This is a genomic window from Streptomyces sp. NPDC017936 (genome assembly GCF_044328485.1).
Taxonomy (GTDB): Bacteria; Actinomycetota; Actinomycetes; order Streptomycetales; family Streptomycetaceae; genus Streptomyces.
Genome location: NZ_JBIRHK010000002.1, coordinates 360,131 through 378,042 on the forward strand (window position 1 = coordinate 360,131; position 17,912 = coordinate 378,042).

Here is a 17,912-nt window from a genome sequence, read left to right on the forward strand (position 1 = left end):
GAGAAGCGCTGCGCGTTCTTCTGCGGGGAGTCGCGCGTGAAGACGGGGCTGCCACGCCGAAGGGGGCGGCTTGGGGGAGGGCGTCGCGTGCCCGATCAGGTCGGACGGGTGGGACGGCACAAGCCGGGGCGATCGCCGCCGCAGGTGCGGGCGGTGCCTGTCGCAGTGGTGTGGCGCGTGCATCCGGAGGGCACCACCCGAACGACAGTCCCATTGACGGCCCCCTATCCCGCTCGCATCCCTTGCGCGGATAACCTTTCGCTGCAGGTTGCATTGATTGATGCGCCTGGGGTGTCGTGACCGCTGCGGATGCGTCGCCTTTGGTGAAGCTCTGGCCATGTCTTCCGGATGGTCGTGCGATTGCTGCAAGGGACGCTTGTGGAAACGGTGGGGGATGAGTGGGACGTCTCTGTGTGATGCGCGCCGTTGGGTTATGCCGGGCGGTGTCAGTGGAGGGCTGCGCTCGAGGGGGCGTTCGGTAGGAGCCCGTTGTCAGTGGCGGGTTCAGGGTGACGCGGAAGACCGTTCCATGCCGGGGATTTCACGAACAGGGCATTGGAACCTCTCTTTTGGGGACAGGGTGGATCATTCTTACCAGGTGTGGCAGGAAGTGCTGGCCGAGGAGTTCTTCGGACGGCAGCACGCAGGCCACCCGACGCTGTTCTACGTCGACGACGACGTGGAGCGGGAGCTCAGGCACGGATACGGCATCGAGGAGCCCCTCGCCCGGTGCGTGGGCAGGTTCCTGCGGCTGGGGACCGCGGACCCGTACAGCGCGCTGGAGGACTACCGCTGGCGCAAGCGGCAGCAGGACAAGGACGGCGTGCCCGCCTTCCTGCCGCTGCTGGCCTGCTCGGTGATGGCCGCGTCCCGGATGGTGAACGACCGGAACCACCGGGCCACCGCCTACCACGCCCGCTTCTCGGAACTGCTGACCGGAGACGAGAAGCAATTGGGCAGCCAGCACTACGAGCCCGTCTCCCGCATGTGGCAGGTGCTGGCCTCCTGGCAGCACAGCCAGAAGGGCGCGCGGGGTCTCTGCACCCTTCCCGCCCCCGCCGACCTGCCCTCCAACCGCAGCATGATCGGGTTCGCCCAGTCCCAGGCGCTCCTCAGCGGCGCGGACCGGTCCTTCATGCCGAAGTTCTTCCGCTCGCTGCGGGAGTACGGCACCACCTGGCCGCTGCCGGGGGAGACGCTGCTGGCCCAGATCGAGATCCGGGGCATGGAGCAGTACTTCTCCAAGGGCTTCCGCAACGCCCTGCAGGAGGAGGAGTTCCGCCCCTTCCTCGCCAAGCTGATCGGCAACTACGCCGCCTCGTGGGACGGTTCGGACGAGTTGGTGCCCACCGGTGTCACCCGGGCGGAACTCCTGGTGCGGCTGGACGCGGGGCGTCTCGGCTGGGTGGCGCGCCTGCGGTCCGCGGAGCAGAGGAAGCGCATCGAGCTCAAGGGCGGCGTCGTCCTCGAGCAGCTCGGCGACACCGCCTACTACGAGGTGACGGGCCTGCCCGCACCGAGCGCGGACACCCTCACCAGGGGCATCCGCCGCGACGGGGACAACCTGGTGCTCAGCCGCCCCTCCTGTTCCGTCCTGGTGCTCGCACGGGACGACGTTCTCGGCGTCTGGGCCGGCACCGACGGTTTTCGCCCGGGAGAGGCACACGTGGTGCTCGCCGCCCCGACCGCTCAGCGGGACGTGCAGCGGTTGCTGGACAAGGCCGCGACCACGGGCCGGAGCGCCGACACCGGCAAGCTGGCCTGGGTGCCACAGGGCTGGTCCCTGCACAAGCCCGTCACCTTCGACGACGCGGTCACCCTGCGCCGGGCGCTCCAGGAGGTCCAGGGCGCGGTCGTCCTCCTGCAGCCCCCGGCCCAGTTCAAGCTCCGCCTCGAGGGCGGGCTGAAGCTCGCGCCTTCGCTCGATCCCCACCTGTACCTGCGGGGAGGTGAGCCCCAGGTGGTCCTCCCGGACGCCACGGAGGGCACGGGCACCCTCCTGGTCGACGGGGAGGAGCGGCCCGAGCTCAGGAAGGCGATCGCCGCGGGCCGCCCCGTCCCCCTGGCCGTGCTCCGGCTGGAGCCGGGCCGCCACACGGTGAGCTGTGCGGGCGTGGAGATCGGCTTCGCCACCGCGGACCAGGCGGTCGTCGAGCCGAAGACGACCAAGGTCTGCGGCTTCACCGTCGTGGACGGCAAGGCGTCGGTGTCGCCCTCCCTCCTCGACGAGCAGACCCTGCCGACCGGCATTACCGGTGCCGACTGCACGAGCGCGGTCACGCAGGACGCGGCAGCCGTCATGGAGTTGTGCCGTCGGGACGCGGACGAGGTGCTGTTCGCGTCGGCCGACGGACGGCTGTGGACGCTCCAGGCCCCGGAGCAACCGGACTGGTGGACAGAGCGCCTCCCCGACACCCCGGTCCCGCTCCGTTTCGAGGCCGGTTTCCACGGCATCGGCGGCTGGCTCCTGGAGCGCCGCAGCGGACGCTGGAAGGGCCGCCCGGTGAACCCCGGAACGCCGAAGCCGAAGAGTGCCGGCAGCCAGCGGGCCTGGGCCCGCGCCGTCCTCAACGCCCAGCAGGCGTCCGTCGAGCCCTCGTGGGCCGCGTACGTGCAGGCAGCGAAGGAGCTGGACCGATGACGGGACCGATGAGCTGCACCGAGTTCGGCGGGATCCTCCTGCGCTGGCTGAGCGAGAGTCGCAGCGGCAAGGCGTCCGTGCTGCGCGACGGGATTCGCAGCCAGGCCCAGGCGCGGGGCCTGGAGCTGAAGGAGTACGCCGACTGGGACTGGACGCGCAAGGCCGCCGCCCTCGGCTTCATCGACGTGGACCCGCGGGCCGACCGGTGGTCGGTGGCCCCGCCGGTACTGACCCGGCTGCCCCACGCCGACGGACTCGCGCTGCTGACCGGTGCGCGCACCGCGCGGATGAGCGCGCGCGTCGAGGAGGCGGCACAGGAGTGGATGGAGCTGATCACCGTCCCGCACCGGCCGGAGGCCGGTGAGGCGCCGCTGCCCGACACCCTCCTGTTCCAGTACGAGGACCCGCGGACCCTGCAGGAAGCCGCGAAGTTCCTCAGGGTCCGCTACGTTCCCTGTGCCGCCCTGCAGTTGACGGAGCTGCTTCCGCAGGCGGCGCCGGGCCCCGAGTCCGCACCGCCCGGTGGGAGCACCGCCAGCACACTGGAGAAGTACGAACTGCACCTCCAGCGGTTCGTCCCCGTGGCACGGGACGACGAGGACGGCCTGTACCGGTGGCGCGGAGCCGACTACGCACGCCTGACCCGCGTCCGCCGCAACGGCGTCTTCCACGCGGTGGAACGCGAGACGGGCGTCTACCTGGAGCTCGCCCGCCACCGCACCGGCGCGATGCGCTGGCGGCCGGAATCCGGCACGGGCCGGGCCGGCATCGGCCGGCTCTTCGTCGACCGGTACGCGCCCCTGCCCGCCCTGCACGAGCGCGCGGCCGTCCTGTGCAGCGGCTTTCCGCCCTCGGCGGGCAAGCAGACGCAGACCCGGGCGTACGACAACGTGCCGAGGGCGCTCGCCGAGGCGATCGCGGCCTCACTGCGACAGAACCTGGAGATCATGCCGCGACCGGTGGCGGCCACCGGCGGGAGGACCGAATGAGCGTCGAACAGCAGACAGCGGCGGTGACGGACACCGACGTCCAGGACGTCATGGGCACGTTCGACGACCTGCGCAGCGCACTCTTCCGCTACTACGACACCCCGTTCGGCGTCGACGACCGTTCCGTCATGGAGGAACGGCGCAACCTCCTGGACCGGGACAACGGGGCCTGGCGCGACCCGCTGATCGAGCTGCGCCCGCAGTACGCCTCCCGGGGCGTCGGCATCGCGGAGTCCTTCGCCGAAGCGGGGGCGCACCCCGACGCGGCCGAGTTCGCCCGCTTCACCCTCCCCGACGGCGTGACCAGCCTCTACCAGCACCAGCACGACGCCCTGGTCGCCGCCTGCCAGGGCAAGGACTTCGTGGTCACCGCGGGCACCGGTTCCGGCAAGACGGAGTCCTTCCTGCTGCCGGTCCTCGCCGACCTGGTCGCCGAGTCCGCCCACTGGCAGGGAACCCGCGCCGTGCAGCGGGAATGGTGGCAGACAGACGGCGACCACGTGCCCAGCCGACAGGGCGAACACGGGCACCCCGCCGCCCTGCGTGTGCTGATCCTCTACCCCACCAACGCCCTCGCCGACGACCAGCTGGTCCGGCTCCGCAAGTCGCTGGACAGCCGCGAGGCCCACGCATGGCTGGACCGCAAGCGCAACGGGCACCGCTTCTACTTCGGCCGCTACACCGGAGCCACCCCCGTCTCCGGCAGCCGCGACTCCGAGCCGGCGACCTTCCGTTTGAGGCAGTACCTGCGGGAGGTCCAGGAACGGCAGCGCAAGGCCGACGAGAAGCTCGACGAGGAGCTGCGGCCCTTCGTCCCGCGCCTCGGCGGAGCGGAGATGCACGCCCGCTGGGACATGCAGGCCGCACCGCCGGACATCATGGTCACCAACTACTCGATGCTGAACATCATGCTGCTCCGCAAGCAGGAGGAGCACATCTTCAGCGCCACGAGGACGTGGCTGGAGCAGACCCCGGGTGCCCGTCTCACCCTGATCCTCGACGAGCTCCACATGTACCGCGGCACGGCCGGCACCGAGGTGGCCTACCTGCTGCGCAACCTCCGCCACCGCCTCGGCCTCGACGAGAACCCCGAGAAACTGAGGGTGCTCGCCGCCTCCGCCTCCCTGGAGGCCGGCCGGGACGACGAGTTCCTCGACGGGTTCTTCGCCCTGCCCGGTTCCCGGCGCGTGATCATCCCCGGAAGGACGAAGGAGATCCGCGGCGGGGGCGACCTGGCTGCCCACACCGAACGCCTCGCGCAGGCCGCGAAGGCCCCCGTCACCCAGGACGAAGCCGTCGCCCTGGCCCGGGAGACCGGCCTCGGCCCGGCGCTCCAGCACGCCCTCACCCCCGGCGGCAGGCCCCGCGCCCTGCCCGCCCCCGAACTGGCGAAGAACCTCTTCCCGGACATCCCGAAGGAACGGCGCCAGGACGCCCTCCACGGAGTCCTGCGCGTACTCGGCTCCGCCCAGGACCCCGAACTCCCTCAGCTCCGCGCCCATTTCTTCTTCCGGAACATCGAGGGCATCTGGGCCTGCTCCGACCCGAACTGCCCCGACACCCCCGTGGAGCACGGCCCCGAACGCCGGGTCGGCCGGCTCTTCGCCGAGCCCACCTCCCGCTGCACCTGCGGCGCCCGCGTACTGGATCTCCTCTCCTGCCAGGCATGCGGCGACCTCATGCTCGGCGGGTACGCCAGCCCCAAGGACACCCAGCGGCGAAAGTTCACCGGCGCCCTCCACACCGACTTCCCGGACCTCGACCTGCTCCCCGACGAGGCCAGTGGCGCACCCACCGCGGCGAACTACGTCGTGTACTGGCCGCGCACCAAGGGCCTCGGCCTCGACGACCCCGACTGGCACGCGGGCCTGTCCGACGGCGGACCGCAGGTCGAGTTCGCGTTCCGCCGCAGCGCCTACCAGCCCGCCACCGGCCGCCTGGAGAACCGGGACCTCCAGCACACCGGATGGTCGTTCCACATCTCCGTGCCCCTGGACAAGGAGAGCAAGAAGCCCGCCTACGACCCGGCCCGGCTGCAGGCCTTCCCCACCCGCTGCCCCGCCTGCGGAGACGACTGGGAGATCAAGCACGACCGGGACGGCCGTTTCATCCCGCTGGAATCCCCGGACCGGCTGCGCAACGCGCCGGTCCGGCGCATGCGCACCGGTTTCTACAAGATCAACCAGGTGCTGGTGACCGAAGCCCTCGGCCACCTTCCCGACGGCCGGCGCAAGGCGATCGCCTTCTCCGACAGCCGTGACGACGCCTCCGAACTCGCCAGCGGTCTCGCCCTGCGCCACCACCAGGACCTTCTCCGCCTGCTCAGCGCCCAGGCCGTCGAGAACCAGGGAGATCCGTTCGGAGACCTCCAGTTGGTGAAGGCCCACTACGCCGGAGAGCCGGTCGATCGTGCGGCTGCCCGTGCCGCCATGGCACGGCTGCGCGACCGTGACCCGGCGGACTGGGGGCGTCTGAAGGCGATCCTCGCCGACGACCTCGACGCGGAACCGGAACTCCTGCCCGACCTGGAGCGGAAGTTCTCCGAACTGCCCTCCCTGGACGACCTCGCCTCCGACCTCGAAGGCATGCTGCTGACGTACGGCACCAACCCCGCCGGCCCCGCGGCCTCGCTCCAGCAGACCTCGGCCGGACAGCCCTGGACCGCGCTCTACCACTGGGAGCGGGACCGGGAAGCGGTGGTGGAGACCCAGGCGCAGGAGGAACTCCTCGACCGCATCCGCTCCCGCCTCCGCCTCGAGACCGTCGGAAGCCTCTTCTCCGGCGGCGGCCGTGACTTCGAATCGCTCGGACTCGGCTGGCTCTGCCTGCGTGACGACCGCTCGCCCCTGGACATCGGCCCGGACAGCGATCAGGCCGTGGCACGTGCCAGTCTGCGCATCCTCGGCCTGATGCGGCGCTTCACCCGGATACGCGCCTCCCTGCAGAGGCCGCCCGCACCTCTGAAGCGTTTCTGGAAGCAGGTCGCCGAACGCCAGGGCACCGATGTGCGCACGGTCGAGGACCGGGTGCTCGGCGTCTGGAAGGACGCCGTGGTCGACTACGTCATCAAGCCGGAGAAGGTGGCGCTCCGCCCCGGCGAGAACAAGACCTGGACGTGCCGCTCCTGCCACCGGCCGCACCTCCACCCGGGCGCGGGGGTGTGCACCAAGTGCCTGATCCCGCTGCCCGCCGCGCCCCGGCAGTACAGCGGAGTCCTCGAAAACGACTACTACGCGTGGAAGGCCGCCCACCTCACCGGTGACTTCCCCCTGCGCACGGCGGAGCTGACCGGCCAGACGGACCGGCTGGAGGCCCAGCGCCGGCAGAGCCTCTTCCAGGACGTCTTCCTCGGCGACGACGACGTCCCGCAGGCGGACGGCCTGGAACTGCTCTCCGTGACCACGACCATGGAGGCCGGTGTCGACATCGGCCCCCTCAACACCGTGATCATGGCCAACATGCCGCCCACCCGCTTCAACTACCAGCAGCGGGTGGGACGCGCCGGCCGGCGCAACAGCCCGGTCGCGGTGGCCCTCACCGTCTGCCGCGGCCGCAGCCACGACGAGCACTACTTCGCCCGCCCGGAAGCCATCACCAACGATCCGACCCCGCCGCCCTACCTGGTCCTCGGCATGGTCTCCGTCTTCCGGCGGGTCCTGCTGGGAGAAGTCCTGCGCCAGGCCTTCGAGCCCCTTCAGCCCGAGGACCGTCGGAAGGGGCCGGACATGACGAGCAACGTGCACGGACAGTTCGGCCTCGCCGCCGACTGGCCGACGCACCGTGGCGCCGTCCGCCGCTGGATCGCCGGGCATCCGGACCGCGTCAGGGCCGCTGCCGCCGCCTTCCAGTCCGGAACGCCGCAGAGCATCGCCGCCCTCGATCCGGTGGCCGCCGTCGATGAACTCCTCGGCCAGGTCGACGAGGTGGCAGCCCGGTCGGTCGGCCACCCCGACCTCAGCCAGCGTCTGGCGGAGGCGGGCCTCCTGCCCATGTTCGGTTTCCCCACCCGCTCGCGCCTCCTCTACCGGAGCATCCCGCGGAAGACCTTCCCCTGGCCGCCGGCCGACTCCGTCAACCGCGACCTGGCTGTCGCCCTCAGCAAGTTCGCACCGGGCAGCGAAACCCCGCAGGACGGCCGTCTGCTCCGCTCCAACGGAGTGGTCTCCCTCGTCCCGAGCGGCCGCGGAGTGCAGGCCGCCGAGGACCCGTTCGGGCCGGAACAGCTGGTCGCCATGTGCCGTATCTGCTCCCACGTGGACCCGCAGGCCGTCGTCGACCCGGACACCGGGAGCGCCGGCACCTGCCCCGCCTGCGGCGCGGAAAGCAAGTACTACAGAGCCGTCCCCTTCCGGGAACCCGCAGGTTTCCGGGCTGCCCGCGACGCACGTGACTACGACGGCTACCGGGAGCTCGGCTCCAACGCCACCAGCGCACGGACCGCCACCGACCTGGAGAAGACCGCCCCACGTATCCACCGTGCCGCCGACGACTGGATGGTCGTCCACACCGGCAGCGGCGACCGCTACATCGTCAACACCAACGCCGGAAAGCTCTTCCGGTTCGTCAAGAACAGCGGCCCGTGGCGCGGATACCTCGCTCTGGACAATCCCAAGGCGGAAGCCGACCTGGAGATCGCCCTCGGTGCCACCCAGCACACCGACATGCTCTTCATCGGGGCCAAGGGCGCCCTCGACAACAGCCGGGGGCTCCGCTTCGACATCTCGAAGTCCCAGCAGATCGACGGCTTCCCCGAGGCCTACCACGGCCGGCGCGCCGCCTGGTACTCGCTGGCTGCTCTGCTGCGCCGGGCAGCCGCCCCGCACCTGGACGTGCAGCCGGAGGAACTCCTCAGCGGCATCCACGGCTCGGACGCCCCGGTCGCCGCTCCCGTCATGGCCTACCTGGCGGACAGCCTCGACAACGGTGCGGGCTTCAGCACCCACCTCGGTTCGGAGGAACACATCGAGGAGTTTCTCCGGGCGGTCGACCGCTACGTGTACGACCTGGAGGCCGACCATCATGCGCGGAACTGCCGCAGCTCCTGCTACGCCTGTCTGCGCGACTACTCCAACATGCGCCTCCACCCGCTGTACGACTGGCGGCTCGCCCGCGACCTGACCGACGCCCTGCGCGGCCGGAAACTGCGGATCGAGCCGGACGAGCACGCTGTCCTGCTGAAGGGCTGGGCGGACGAGGAGCCCACCGTCAGCCTCAAAGAGACCGCCGCCGGACCGGTGGCGCTCTTCACCTCGGACTTCACCGGCGAGCCCGTCGCGGTCGCCGTCAAGCACCCGCTGGAGTCCGCCGCCGAGGAGTGCGGGAACGAACGGCTCCAGGCCCTGCGTCACGAGGTCCGTGCCGCAGGCCTTGCCGCCAGGATCGCCTTCGCCGACTCCTACGGCCTCGACCGGACCCCTGCCGCAGTGATCGAGCAGGTGCACATCTTCGCGGAGGAGCTCTGATGACGGCAGGAATCCCGCTGGGAGCGGGCCAGGACGAGCAGGCCCGTGTGGAGGAGTTGCGGCAGCGTGAGATCGCCCGCCGCCTCGCCCTCCGCCAGGCCCGGACCGTCGGGAAGGCTCCGCAGGCCGCGGAAGCCGCCGACAGCCCCACTCCGGTCGTTCCGCCGCAGAAGCAGCCCGAACCGGAACCGGCCGTGCCCCAGCCGGTCCCCGAAGGGTTCGCCGACCGGGAGGCCTGGGAGCGCGCCCGCTCCTTCGCCGAACTCATGCTGCCCGACGCGCTGAAGGCGGAGACCGGGACGCTCTCCGCGCAGAAGCTGGCCCGGGCCGCGGCCGACGCGGCGTCCCGGCAGGACGACCCGGTCAAGGGCGTCTCCCTGCTCGTCGTGGCACAGGACCACGGCTTGGACGTCCTCAACGGCAGGCTCGACGACCGCGCCCGCGCCCTGCTGGAGGACGAGCCGCTGCCGCTCCTGGGGGAGCCGGGCAGCATGTGGCAGATCTACCAGGACGACCGCCGTCTGGCGGAGACCAACCTGCCGGCCCCCCGACAGAAGGCGCTCCTGGCGAAGCTTCCCCGGCCGCTCCTCGACGACTACATCGACGAGGAGTGGATCGGCGCGGTCCCCGAGCGCGACGGCACCTCCCGTGCCGCCTACTTCCGCGCCCGCCTGGACCCGGCATCCCTCACCGACGAGGAGATGGACCTGTTGGCCTGGCCCCTGGAACGGGAGCGCCGGGAGGCCGGCCCGGGAACGGAACCCGGCCGTGACTGGCCACAGGACTGGCGCCTGCTGGTGAGGCTGCAGGCCGGTGAGGCCAAGGCCCTCGTCGAGGAGTGGACCGACCTCCTGCCGCCGACGCAGAAGCTCCTGGACGCCCTGCGCGAGGTGCGGCGGACCGGAGAGGTCCCGGACGACCTCCTCGCCGACGAGCGGCTGTGGGTCCTCCTCGAGCGGATCCATCCCGGTGTGCGCAGCGCGACCAACAAGAGGTTCAACGGCTGGATCGGTGTGCGAACCCTGATCAGAGCCGTGCGGCAGATGCACCGTGCCCTCCTCCACGGGGACGACGAGACGGCGGAGCAGCGGAGGAGGGCAGCGCTCACCATGGCCATGAGGCTCCGGCACCACTCACAGCCTGTGCGCTGGGAGGCCCAGAACGTCCAGGCCTACCTGCGCGCCGGCCAGGAGGCGACGGAGTCCCTCGGATTTCTGGAGCAGGACGCCGAAGGCCGTCCGCCGGTGCCGGACCAGCTCGGCGGAGGCGCCGTGGCCACGCTGCGGAAGAATCGGAGCTTCCTGGAGGGCCGACCCGGCGGAGAACGGGACCAGCCGCTCAACCCTTATCTGGTGCTCGGCGTGCCCGACGGGGCGGACGACTGGAAGAAGGCCTGGCGAGCACTGAGGAAGGAGCTCGACGACAGCGGCCGCGCCCGGATCAACCGCGTCAAGGACATGATCGAGAAGGCCGAGCGGGAGCAGCAGGAAGTACCCCGGTTCGCCGTCCCGCTCGCCCCGCACCGCTGGAATGATCCCGCCGGCACGAGCCACCGGCTGGAACTCCCGCCCGAGCCTCTGCAGAGGCTCACCGAACCGCCCACGGACAGCGACCGCGCATGGTCCCGCACCGAGGCGGCCCGAGAAATAATCACCAGGGCGACAGAACGCCTTTCCCCGGCTGCCGAAGACACCGCAGCCCTTGTAGACCCAGAGAGCAGCACATCGTGAGCAGCAAAGTCGGTAAAGGCGACCGTGGTTCCGGCCCCCGTGACGACGCCCAGCAGAACCAGGAACACGAATCGACGGACGGGAGCGTACGGAGCCTCGGCGAGGTCAGGGCTGCGGAGAAGAAGCCCTGGAGGCACGCTGACAGCGGTATCCCGGAGTTCACTTCGGGGACCTTGGACGCGGTCGCGATCCTGAAGTCGGTCAACGAGACGCTCCTGCCCGTGGTGGAGAAGGAGCTGGAGGCGGCGATGGGCAAGTTGAGCGCTGCTCTGGCCGACAAGGAGACCGAAGCCGATCTGGTCGCTGCCTTCCGGACCGAGCTGATGCGCCGAGTGCTTCCCCAGTTCACCGAAGCAGTGCGCAAGGGCGTGCTGGAAAGCATCCGCACGCGCCAGATGCACTTGGCCCAGCTGGCCGTCCTGCACCGGCAGGCGCTGGAAGCGAAGAAGCTGACGGCAGTGGTGACCCGCCTCGACCACGAGGCGGCGAAGGCCGGCCTGCAGATCGTCGGCGACACCGGCGATCAGTCGCTGTTCAACGTTGTGGAGGATCAACCCGGCGTGATGAAGGCAGGCCCGGTCACCCTGGAGCTTGTCGCGCCGGCCTACGTCGACAAGGAGTCCGGAAAGGTCGTCGAACGCGGCTGGCTGCGGGCCGTTGCCGGGCAGGAAGCTCCGGCACCGGGGATCGTCGATCCTCGTGCTGCAACAGGCGTGGAGGACCCGGCTCCGGCGCCGACCTACAGGCAGACGCTGCGTGCTGCGGTGAGCAAACGACTTGGCATGACGCAAAGGGGAACGTGATGACCTTCGGTATCGACTTCGGCACCAGCAACTCCGTGGTGGCGCACTGGAACGGGCACACCACCGAAGTGCTGCCGGTCGACGGCGACAACGTGCCCGCCCAGTGGCAGATGTCGGAGTTCGAGCAGCTCTTCCCCTCCGTGCTGTCCGTCCGTGACCTTCAGCGCACCCTGTGCTTCGGCTGGGAGGCGAAGACCGGCACCAGCGAGCCGCTCGACGCCGTCAAGCGCATGCTCGGCACCCGCTCCGGTGCTGAGCAGGACGGCGATGTCGACGGCATCGAGGTCGCCGCCCAGCTCGAGGAGCACCACGCCTGGGTCGGCTCGGAGAAGTTCCACAGCACGGTCGCGGCCGCCTCCCTCTTCAGCCGTATGAAGGAAGGTGTCTCCGCCCAGCTGCTCGACCTCTCCGACGCGGTCGTCACCGTCCCCGCCAAGGCGACGGGCGGCGCCCGCTACCGCACCCGTGCCGCGGCAGCGCTCGGCGGAGTGAAGGTCCGGGCCTTGCTCAACGAGCCCACCGCGGCTGCGATCTCGTACGTCCGCGACGTCCCGATCCCCGGCCGTTTCCTCGTCTTCGACTGGGGCGGCGGCACCATCGACGTCACCGTCCTGGAGTACGACGACGGCCTCTTCGAGGAGCAGACCTCCCGCGGCATCACCGCCCTCGGAGGCCTGGAGTTCGACAACGCGCTGGCCCAGCTGATCCAGCAGAAGATCGGTCTGACCGCGGACCAGCTCACCAAGGCCGAACGGCGCCGGTGGCGCCGGTCGGTCGAGCTGACGAAGATCGCCCTGTCGTCCGTGCCGATGGACGGCGCGCTCTACTTCGACCTCCCGGTCGGCCTCGCCCCCTCGGTCTCGAAGCGTGAGGTCAGGATCACCGCGGCCGAGTACACCGAGGTGATCACCCCGCTCATCACCCGCGCCCTGGAGGCGGTCCAGCAGGCTCTGGAAGACCTGGCCATCACCCCGGACGACATCGACTCCGTTCTGATGATCGGCGGCACCTCGCAGATCCCCCAGGTGCGTCACGCCCTCGGTGAGCTCCTCGGTCACGACCGCGTCGTCGACAGCGGCCTGTGCCGGCCCATGACCGCCGTCGCCCGGGGTGCAGCCATCTACGCGGCCTCCCTCGACGGCGAACTCGGCGACGACAGCGATTTCTCCCTGGTGACCAGCTACGACCTGGGCACGGCCGTGAGCGCGGGCGAACAGAAGGGCTTCCGCGCCATCATCCGACGCAATGCCACGCTCCCCGCGGAGGGCTCGGCCAACTTCTACCCGGACACGCCGGGTGCTTCCTTCGTGCGCGTACCGGTGATCGAGGGCGAGGTCGGCTATCCGGCCGACAGCGACCGTGCCTTCCCCCTGGCCAAGATCGAGGTACCTCTCCCGACCCGGGAACAGGACATCCGCCGGAACAAGATCGAGATCAAGTTCCGCTACAACGAGAGCGGCATCCTGCGCTTCACCGCCACCCACGTGGCCACCGGCAAGCAGCTCGCCGAGCGCGAGATCGACTCCTTCGGCCCCGACGGCACCCCCCTGCAGCACGGCCTCGACGATGAGCTGACCCGCCTCTTGGCCCACACCGTCCGCCCGTTCGCCGACGGCTCCTCCAGCGTCCGACATCTTTCGGCAGCCGAAACGGCCAACGCCCGCCCCGCACCGATCGACATGTCCGTGCGCGTGGTGGAGGCGGACCCCGCGGTGACGGTCAACGGCGAGCCGCAGGGAGTGGTGGCGGGAGGACTTTGACCAGCCTCTGAACGCCCGTTCAGGTCGAAAGGCCCTGAGACGGTCAGGCGTGCACCACCGCGACCTGTGGCCTCCTTCAGAAACTCATCACTCTCCGCACCGAGTCGATTCCGTTCGATGAGGAACGTGCCGACCGGGCGTGACCCGCATCCGGGATTCCGGGTGCGGGTTCTTTCGTTTTCCCGGCTGCGGATTTCCCGGAACGTTCCGAACGCCTTGATTGCAGCCCTGATGTCGCGGAAGCCCGTTTATCGCTTCCGCCGGATCCAGGTCTTCCCGTGGTGTCGGAAGCAGGTCCTCCGGTCATGGCTGACGATTCGTCAATGACTGCTTACGCCCAGTACGTTGGCGGTCTGTGAAGGCTTCGTGTGGTGATACGATCACCGCGCTTGTAGAGCGGGCGGATGGGTGCAGGACGACATCTCCGACTACGGGGACAGTCCGGGCGGTAACCCCGCCCCGGTGCGGGCGGTCCGCCGGTCCACCCGCATTGACGGGAATTCAGCAACTGGCCGTCAGTCGCCTGAAGAGAGTCTTATGACTGATTACATACAGAACCCGGTACTCTGGGCTCTCCTCGTCGCCGTACTCGCCGCGGTCGCCGTCATTGTTCGTCAGCGCAGGGCGACACGGACGTTAAGGCAGGAGTTCGCAGACCTCCGGGATCGGCACGCCGAGCTGGAGAACGGGTACGCGAAATCCGTCGAGGCAGCCCAGGACAGGGCCGACGAGGCAACGAAAACGGTCCTGAAGTCCGCCATGCGGACGCTTCAGGGCCTCGCCGCGGAACAGCAGTTGATCGTCTCCCGGCTCCAGAACAAGTACGGCGAGTCGGTCATCCTCCAGGACCTCCTGGAGATCGACCACACGAACTCGCAGTTCGGCCGCCGTGCCCAGTCCATCGCCGTGCTCTGCGACGGCTGGCTGGGCCGCCAGCGCGAGGTGGCCTCGGTGTACGACGTGGTCCGCAGCGCGCAGGGCAGGATCCGCCACTACCGGCGGGTGGAGATCCTCTCGCAGGTCGACTTCGGCATCACCAGCCGCGCCGTCGAACCGGTGGCCCTGGCCCTCGCCGAACTCCTCGACAACGCCACCAGCTATTCGAGCCCGGACACCGTTGTCGAGATCAACATCCGCACCGTGCCCAAGGGCATCTGCATCGTCGTGGACGACGCCGGTGTCGGCATGAACGACGAGGAGCGCGTCCGCGCCGAGAAGCTCCTCTCCACCGAACGCGTCTCCGGCGTCTCCGGGCTGGGCAATCCGCCCCAGTTCGGCTTCGCGGTGATCGGTGTGCTGGCCGAGCGCTTCGGCTTCGAGGTGTCCGTGGACTCCACCTCGCCCTACGGCGGCGTGCGCGCGGTCCTCCTCCTGCCGCACGACCTGCTCACCAACGCACCCGAGCAGAAGGAGCCGGCCCCGGTCGTCCCCGCCGCGGCGGCCCCCGCCCGCAGCGGCCCCGAACCCGCGCCGGTGTCGAGCACCACCACCGCCGACGGCCTGCCCAAGCGCCGTCGCAAGCGGCCGATGGCCATCGTGCCCGGCACCGCGTCGCCCGCCCCTTCCCCCGCCCGCTCGGGCGTGGAACGGGCGTCGATCATGGGCGCCTTCCAGCGCGGCACCCAGTCCGGCCGGGCCACGCAGGCGGACCCCGCGGAACAGTCGAGCAGCACACGTGGTGCGAGCAGTGAAGGACATGAGGTCTCGTGAACGACGATCTGTCATGGATGCTGGACAGCGCCCTGGAGATTCCCGGGGCCCTGCACGCCGTCCTGATCTCCGCCGACGGCCTGTTGATGGCCCGGACGCAGGACTTCGACAAGGACGACGCCGACCGCGTGGCCGCCGCGATGAGCGGTGTGCAGTCGCTCAGCCGCTCCCTCGCCTTCTTCTGTGAGGACGCGCAGCAGCGGTGGCGGCAGACGCTGGTCGAGTTCGACGGGGGCTGGGTCTTCCTGATCTCCGCCGGCGAGGGCGCCTACCTCGGCGTCTCCGCCTCCCCGGACGTCGACATGCAGGACATCACCTTCCGGATGCAGCAGCTCGTCGGCCAGCTCGGCAAGGCCCTGACGACGCCGCCGCGCGAGAACCTCGGCGTACGGTCATGACCGGTTACGACGAACTGGAGCCGCAGACACCGGAGTTAGTGCGCCCGTACGTCATCACCAAAGGGCGCGGGCTGCCCGACGAGGAGCAGCTCTCCCTCATCACGCTGGTCACGGCGTCCGCCGACCACCAGCAGCGGCCCACCCGGCTGTCCCCCGAGGAGCAGAACCTGCTCGACCTGTGCTCCGCCGGCTACCTCTCGGTCGCCGAGATCGCGGGGCACACCCAGCTGCCCCTCGGCGTGGTGAAGATCCTCCTCGCCGCCCTCACCGAGGGCGGCTACCTCATCACCCGCCCGCCCGTGCAGCGGGCCCCCCTCGCCGACCGGGAGATCCTGGAGGAGGTGCTGAATGGTCTCAGGGCCAAGTTTGGATGAGAAGGCGTACGTCCGCGGCGGCGCCACACAGACGGCCGTGAAGATCCTCGTCGTCGGTCACTTCGCGGTGGGCAAGACCACCTTCATCGGGGCGATCTCCGAGATCGAACCGCTGTCCACCGAGGAGACGATGACGCGGGCCGCCGAGTCCGTCGACGACCTCAAGGGCGTCCAGGGCAAGACCACCACCACGGTCGCCATGGACTTCGGCCGCCTCACCATCAGCGACCGCGTCGTGCTGTACCTGTTCGGAACGCCCGGCCAGCAGCGGTTCGTGCAGATGTGGGAGGACATGGCCCGCGGCGCGCTCGGCGCCCTGGTCCTCGTCGACCCCGAGCGGCTCGCGGACTCCTTCGCCGTGATCGACCTGATCGAACAGTACGGACTCGACTACGCCATCGCCGTCAACCACTTCGACGGCACCCCCCTGCGGGACGAGAGGGCCCTGCGCGAGGCACTCGACCTGCTCGACGACACCCCCGTCGTCACCTGCGACGCGCGAGACGAGCGGTCCTCGGCCGATGCGCTCATCACCCTCGTCCGCCACCTGCAGGACCGTGCCCACTAGGAGCAGACATGGACCAACCCACGGCTCCCGTGCCCCCACCCGGGTGCCCGGCGCACCACACCGGCGGCCGAGTGCCGCTGTACGGACCGGAGTTCGCCGCCGACCCGCAGGCCTACTACACCTACCTGCGGCACTTCGGGCCGACGGCGCCGGTCGAACTCGCCCCCGGCGTCGAGGCGACCCTCGTCACCGACTACGCCGCCGCACTGCAACTCCTGCAGGACTCCGGCTCGTTCCGCAAGGACGCGCGCCGCTGGCGTGACTTCAACGAGGGCAGGATCGCCCCGGACAGCCCGGTCGCGCCCGTCCTGGCCTACCGCCCCAACTGCATGTTCAGCGACGGCGCCGAGCACCTGAGGCTGCGCCAGGCCGTCACGGACAGCATGGCCCGCGTCGACTCCCGCCGGGTCAGCCAGAGCACCGAACAGGTCTCCGACTACCTCATCTCCCAGTTCGGCTCGCGCGGTTCGGTGGACCTGCTCGGCGACTACGCCAAGCAGCTGCCGCTGTTCGTGTTCAACGAGATCTTCGGCTGCCCCGCCGACATCGGCGACCGCGTCGTGTACGGCATCAACGGCATGTTCGACGGCGTCAACGCCGAACAGGCGATGGGGGTGCTGTTCGAGGCGGTCGGCCAGCTGGTGGCGCTCAAGCGCGCCAGGCCCGGCGACGACGTGACCTCCTGGCTGATGGAGCACCCCGCCCGGCTCACCGACGAGGAGATGGTCCATCAGCTCGCCCTGCTGCTGGTGGGCGGCAACGAACCGCTGCGCAACCTCATCGGCAACACCCTGCACCGCCTGCTCACCCACGACGCGTACGCCCACCAGGGCGGTCTGATCGACGAGGCGATCGACGACACGCTGTGGGAGAACCCGCCCATGCAGAACCTGGCCCCCCACTACCCGGCCTCCGACATGGAGTTCGCCGGGCAGAAGCTGCAGGCGGGCGACCTGGTGCTGGTCAGCTTCGCCGCCGCCAACACCGGCCCGGCGCTGACGGCCGCGCGCCAGGCGGGCAGCAACCGGGCCCACCTCGCGTGGAGCGCGGGCCCGCACGCCTGCCCCTCGAAGGACCCCGCCCGGCAGATCACGGTGACCGCCATCGAGAACCTGCTCAACAAGCTGCCCGACGTCGAACTGGCCGTACCGGAGGCCAGCCTGGTCTGGCGTCCCGGCCCCTTCAACCGGGGGCTCACGGCGCTGCCCGCCCGCTTCACGCCCGTCGCGGCCGCGCCCCGGCCCGCCGCCCGGGCGCGCACCGAGGCGCCCGCACGCCCCGAACCCGCCCAGCAGTCCGGCCGCAGGGCCGAGCGCGGTGTGTGGAGCCAGTTCCTCAACTGGCTGACGAGGTGATGCACACAACATCTCCCAACTACGCACTTCTGTATGAAGGTTCAACCGTGAGGGTAATGAGCCATGCGGTAATCCGTGATGCTCACGAGCCGAAGGAGGTGCCGTGGACCCCCTGTCCCACG

At 70.2% G+C, this 17,912-nt stretch carries 11 protein-coding genes; all 11 read left to right on the forward strand.

Features of this window, described 5'->3' with window-relative positions; translation table 11 throughout:
* The first annotated feature begins 580 nt into the window (after nucleotides 1–580).
* The 11 genes from ACH4F6_RS05150 (at nucleotide 581) to ACH4F6_RS05200 (ending at nucleotide 17,790) form a co-directional block, all read left to right on the forward strand.
* Nucleotides 581–2,641, forward strand: a complete 2,061-nt coding sequence (locus ACH4F6_RS05150; RefSeq protein WP_397958502.1) for a hypothetical protein — start codon at nucleotides 581–583, stop codon at nucleotides 2,639–2,641.
* Complete coding sequence (locus tag ACH4F6_RS05155) at nucleotides 2,638–3,630, forward strand: hypothetical protein (protein ID WP_397958503.1); 993 nt, start codon at nucleotides 2,638–2,640, stop codon at nucleotides 3,628–3,630. Before ACH4F6_RS05150 ends, ACH4F6_RS05155 begins: the two co-directional genes overlap by 4 nt.
* The gene (locus tag ACH4F6_RS05160) at nucleotides 3,627–9,092 is read left to right on the forward strand and encodes a DEAD/DEAH box helicase (RefSeq protein WP_397958504.1); all 5,466 of its coding nucleotides are present in this window, start codon (nucleotides 3,627–3,629) and stop codon (nucleotides 9,090–9,092) included. The genes ACH4F6_RS05155 and ACH4F6_RS05160 overlap by 4 nt, the downstream gene beginning before the upstream one ends.
* A complete protein-coding gene (locus ACH4F6_RS05165; RefSeq protein WP_397958505.1) occupies nucleotides 9,092–10,822 on the forward strand; it encodes a hypothetical protein in 1,731 nt (576 codons plus the stop codon). The genes ACH4F6_RS05160 and ACH4F6_RS05165 overlap by 1 nt, the downstream gene beginning before the upstream one ends.
* Nucleotides 10,819–11,625 (forward strand): hypothetical protein, encoded by an 807-nt coding sequence (locus ACH4F6_RS05170; protein WP_397958506.1) that lies wholly within the window; start codon nucleotides 10,819–10,821, stop codon nucleotides 11,623–11,625. The genes ACH4F6_RS05165 and ACH4F6_RS05170 overlap by 4 nt, the downstream gene beginning before the upstream one ends.
* A complete protein-coding gene (locus tag ACH4F6_RS05175) occupies nucleotides 11,625–13,385 on the forward strand; it encodes an Hsp70 family protein (RefSeq protein ID WP_397958507.1) in 1,761 nt (586 codons plus the stop codon). The genes ACH4F6_RS05170 and ACH4F6_RS05175 overlap by 1 nt, the downstream gene beginning before the upstream one ends.
* 537 nt (nucleotides 13,386–13,922) lie before the next feature.
* Entirely contained in the window at nucleotides 13,923–15,095 is a 1,173-nt protein-coding gene (locus tag ACH4F6_RS05180; protein ID WP_397958508.1) for an ATP-binding protein, read from the forward strand.
* Nucleotides 15,092–15,493: a roadblock/LC7 domain-containing protein gene (locus tag ACH4F6_RS05185; protein ID WP_397958509.1), complete on the forward strand. Its 402-nt coding sequence runs from the start codon at nucleotides 15,092–15,094 to the stop codon at nucleotides 15,491–15,493. Before ACH4F6_RS05180 ends, ACH4F6_RS05185 begins: the two co-directional genes overlap by 4 nt.
* Nucleotides 15,490–15,867: a DUF742 domain-containing protein gene (locus ACH4F6_RS05190; RefSeq protein ID WP_397958510.1), complete on the forward strand. Its 378-nt coding sequence runs from the start codon at nucleotides 15,490–15,492 to the stop codon at nucleotides 15,865–15,867. Before ACH4F6_RS05185 ends, ACH4F6_RS05190 begins: the two co-directional genes overlap by 4 nt.
* Complete coding sequence (locus ACH4F6_RS05195) at nucleotides 15,842–16,435, forward strand: GTP-binding protein (RefSeq protein WP_397958511.1); 594 nt, start codon at nucleotides 15,842–15,844, stop codon at nucleotides 16,433–16,435. The genes ACH4F6_RS05190 and ACH4F6_RS05195 overlap by 26 nt, the downstream gene beginning before the upstream one ends.
* An 8-nt stretch (nucleotides 16,436–16,443) precedes the next feature.
* Complete coding sequence (locus tag ACH4F6_RS05200; protein ID WP_397958512.1) at nucleotides 16,444–17,790, forward strand: cytochrome P450; 1,347 nt, start codon at nucleotides 16,444–16,446, stop codon at nucleotides 17,788–17,790.
* The last annotated feature ends 122 nt before the right edge of the window (nucleotides 17,791–17,912 follow it).

Bases quoted from the DNA above. Each gene is read 5' to 3' on its own strand.
- ACH4F6_RS05190 (WP_397958510.1), top strand. From the start codon at position 15,490: ATGACCGGTTACGACGAACTGGAGCCGCAGACACCGGAGTTAGTGCGC.
- ACH4F6_RS05195 (WP_397958511.1), top strand. From the start codon at position 15,842: ATGGTCTCAGGGCCAAGTTTGGATGAGAAGGCGTACGTCCGCGGCGGC.
- ACH4F6_RS05180 (WP_397958508.1), top strand. From the start codon at position 13,923: ATGACTGATTACATACAGAACCCGGTACTCTGGGCTCTCCTCGTCGCC.
- ACH4F6_RS05160 (WP_397958504.1), top strand. From the start codon at position 3,627: ATGAGCGTCGAACAGCAGACAGCGGCGGTGACGGACACCGACGTCCAG.
- ACH4F6_RS05175 (WP_397958507.1), top strand. From the start codon at position 11,625: ATGACCTTCGGTATCGACTTCGGCACCAGCAACTCCGTGGTGGCGCAC.
- ACH4F6_RS05200 (WP_397958512.1), top strand. From the start codon at position 16,444: ATGGACCAACCCACGGCTCCCGTGCCCCCACCCGGGTGCCCGGCGCAC.
- ACH4F6_RS05165 (WP_397958505.1), top strand. From the start codon at position 9,092: ATGACGGCAGGAATCCCGCTGGGAGCGGGCCAGGACGAGCAGGCCCGT.
- ACH4F6_RS05155 (WP_397958503.1), top strand. From the start codon at position 2,638: ATGACGGGACCGATGAGCTGCACCGAGTTCGGCGGGATCCTCCTGCGC.